Origin of the sequence: Streptomyces sp. NRRL WC-3549 (genome assembly GCF_000721935.1) — a bacterium.
Taxonomy (GTDB): domain Bacteria; phylum Actinomycetota; class Actinomycetes; order Streptomycetales; family Streptomycetaceae; genus Streptomyces.
The window spans coordinates 76,552-79,577 of sequence record NZ_KL585440.1 but is presented as its reverse complement, the minus strand read 5'-3'; the positions used below and the strand labels follow the sequence as shown (position 1 = coordinate 79,577).

Below are 3,026 nucleotides of genomic sequence, written 5' to 3'. Positions count from 1 at the left end.
CCCCGCCGCCGGCCGAGACGACGACGTCGGTGCCCGCGGACACGATCTCGGCCTCGATGAGGTTGGAGGTACCGAGGAAGTTCGCCACGAAGGTGGTGCGCGGGTTCTCGTACAGGTCGGCGGGGGCGCCGAGCTGTTCGACCCGGCCCCCGTTCATCACGGCGACCGTGTCGGCCATGGCCATGGCCTCCTCCTGGTCGTGGGTGACGTGGACGAAGGTGGTGCCGACCTCGGTCTGGATGCGTTTGAGCTCCAGCTGCATCCGGCGCCGCAGTTTCAGGTCGAGGGCGCCGAGCGGTTCGTCGAGCAGGAGCACCTGGGGGTGGTTGACGAGGGCGCGGGCCACGGCGACGCGCTGCTGCTGGCCGCCGGAGAGCTGGTGCGGCCTGCGGCGGGCGAAGTCGCCGAGCTGGACGAGCTCCAGCATCTCGGCGACCCGCCTCTTCACCGAGGTCACGCCGCGTCGGCGCAGGCCGAACGCGATGTTCTCGGTGACGTCGAGGTGGGGGAAGAGCGCATAGCTCTGGAAGACGGTGTTGACCGGCCGTCTGTGCGGGGGCAGGGCCGTGATGTCCGTGTCCCCGAGCGAGACGGTGCCGGTGGTGGCCTCCTCCAGGCCGGCGATCATCCGCAGGGTGGTGGTCTTGCCGCAGCCGGACGCGCCGAGCAGGGCGAAGAAGGACCCCTGCGGCACGGACAGGTCGAGGGGGTGGACGGCGGTGAAGGAGCCGTAGGTCTTGCTGACTCCGGCGAGCCGGACGTCGCCGCCCGTCGTCTGCTGCTGTGACATGGGTCGCGGTCCCAGGGGTGTCGGGGGAGATCAGGGAGGGAGGGGGCGATCAGGGAAGGAGGGGCCGATCAGGGAGGAAGGGGCCGATCAGGCGCCGAGGAGCGTGGCGAACTTCTCCTCGTACGCCGTCTCCTCGTCGGGGTCGAGGGAGCGGAAGGCGTGCGACCTCGCGGTCGTCCGCTCGTCCGGGAGGATCAGCGTGTTGGAGGCCATGGCCGGGTCGATCGCGGCGAGTTCGGCGGCCACCCCGTCCACCGGGCAGACGTAGTTGATGTACGCGGCGAGCCGGGCGGCGACCCGGGGCTGGTAGTAGTGGTCGATGAGCCGCTCGGCGTTGGTCTTGTGCCGCGCCTTGACCGGGACCAGCAGGTTGTCGGTGGCCGTGACGTATCCGGCGTCGGGGATGGCGTACTTGATGTCCGGGTTGTCGGCCTGGAGTTGGACGATGTCCCCCGCCCAGGCGACGCAGGCCGCGATGTCGCCCTTGCTGAGGTCCGCAGTGTAGTCGTTGCCGGTGAAGCGGCGTATCTGCTTCCGGTCGACCCCGTCCTGGAGCCGGGCGATCGCCTCGCCGTAGTCGGCGTCGGTGAAGGAGGCGGGATCGCGGCCCATGTCGAGGAGGGTCATGCCCACCGAGTCGCGCATCTCGGAGAGGAAGGACACCCGGCCCTTGAGGCGGGGGTCGTCGAGCAGTTGGGTCACGGAGTCGACGGTGCGGCCGCCGGTCGCCCTGGCGTTGTAGGCGATGACGGTGGGGATGCCGCTCCAGGGGTAGGAGTAGGCGCGCCCGGGGTCCCAGTCGGGGGCGCGGAACTGCGCCGTGAGGTTGGCGAACGCGTGCGGCAGGTTCGCCGGGTCGAGCTTCTGCGCCCAGCCGAGGCGGATGATCCGGGCGGCGAGCCAGTCCGTGACGACGAGCAGGTCCCGCCCGGTGTCCTGTCCCGCGGCGAGCTGCGGTCTGACCTTCCCGAAGAACTCGACGTTGTCGTTGATGTCCTCGGTGTACTTGACCGTGATCCCGGTGCGTTCGGTGAACGCGTCGAGGGTCGGGTGCCTTCTCCCGTCCTCGCCGATGTCCATGTACTCGGTCCAGTTGGAGAAGGTGACGCGCTTCTCACGGCCCGAGTGGTCGTCCGAGGCCGCCGCGCCCCCGCCGTCCCGCTTCGCCGGCGGAATGCCGCAGGCGCTCAGCGCGCCGAGGCCGAGCGCGAGGGCGCCCGCGCCCGAGGCCCTGAGCAGCGAGCGGCGGGTGAGGGCGCCCCGGCCGCCTGCCGGTCCGCGCCGCACCGCGGCCGGCCGGGGCGCGGTGCGGCGCCCGGGCTCGTACTCCTGCATACGCGTTGCCCTTCCGGGTGGGTGGGGCCGCCGGGCGGCGGCCTGTCATCGGTCCCCGAAGACGGTGCGGTGCCGGTCCTTCCGGGCCACCGCCGTGGTGTCGTACGTGACGTGCTCGATCTGCCCGCGCTCCTCGAAGGAGTACGCCGGCCACTGGCCCGGTACGCAGCTTCATCCCGAATCGACTGCCGATCCTGACAGAGGCGTTCACCCCCAACAAGTGATTCCGTTGTTGCCATTTGGTTACGCGACGGAATCTGTCGGCTCCACGGGACGGGGCGGGAAATACACGTCCCCGCTGTCAGTCGTGGGTGCCAGACTCGGCCGCATGGAACAGGGGTACATGGCTGACCTGCTGGCGCGGTCGGCACGGGGCGAGCGGGTGAAGTACCTGCCGTTCTGGGGCCATCGGCCCCGCCCGGACGGCCGGATCGGCGAGAGCTGCCTGAGTCAGTGGTGGCCGGCGCCGTTCACGGTCGACGGCGTGACCTACGCGTCGGCGGAACACTGGATGATGGCGGGCAAGGCGCGCCTGTTCGGCGACGCCGAGGCGGAGGCGCGGGCCGTCGCCGCGGGCAGTCCCGCGGAGGCGAAGAAGGTGGGCAGGCTGGTCCGGGGCTTCGGGGAAGCGGTCTGGGCCCGGGAGCGGTTCGCCCTGGTGGTGGCGGGCAGTGTGCACAAGTTCGGCCAGGACCCGGCGCTGCAGGGCTACTTGCTGGGCACCGGCGGGCGGGTTCTCGTCGAGGCGAGCCCGATGGACCGGGTCTGGGGCATCGGGCTGGCCAGGGACGATCCACGGGCGGCGGATCCGGCTTCCTGGCGGGGGCTGAACCTGCTGGGTTTCGCGCTCATGGAGGCGCGGTCACGGCTGCGGGAGACATGACGGGCGGGTCCGCCGGAC

The 3,026-nt window shown here is 71.2% G+C and carries 3 protein-coding genes; 1 reads left to right on the top strand and 2 read right to left on the bottom strand.

Annotated elements, in window-relative coordinates; genetic code table 11:
• Together IH13_RS0133275 and IH13_RS0133270 are read right to left on the bottom strand one after the other, a co-directional pair.
• Nucleotides 1-790 (bottom strand): ABC transporter ATP-binding protein (locus IH13_RS0133275; protein WP_031090376.1); only part of this gene is annotated, 790 nt, incomplete at its 3' end.
• Nucleotides 791-877: 87 nt separating this feature from the next.
• Nucleotides 878-2,125: a polyamine ABC transporter substrate-binding protein gene (locus tag IH13_RS0133270; RefSeq protein WP_031090374.1), complete on the bottom strand. Its 1,248-nt coding sequence runs from the start codon at nt 2,123-2,125 to the stop codon at nt 878-880.
• 343 nt (nt 2,126-2,468) lie between these two features.
• Between IH13_RS0133270 and IH13_RS0133265 the strand changes: the two genes are divergently transcribed.
• Entirely contained in the window at nt 2,469-3,008 is a 540-nt protein-coding gene (locus IH13_RS0133265) for an NADAR family protein (RefSeq protein WP_031090373.1), read from the top strand.
• Nucleotides 3,009-3,026: the final 18 nt, after the last annotated feature.

Coding starts and splice junctions, on each gene's coding strand:
- IH13_RS0133270 (WP_031090374.1), bottom strand. CDS start 2,125: ATGCAGGAGTACGAGCCCGGGCGCCGCACCGCGCCCCGGCCGGCCGCG.
- IH13_RS0133265 (WP_031090373.1), top strand. CDS start 2,469: ATGGCTGACCTGCTGGCGCGGTCGGCACGGGGCGAGCGGGTGAAGTAC.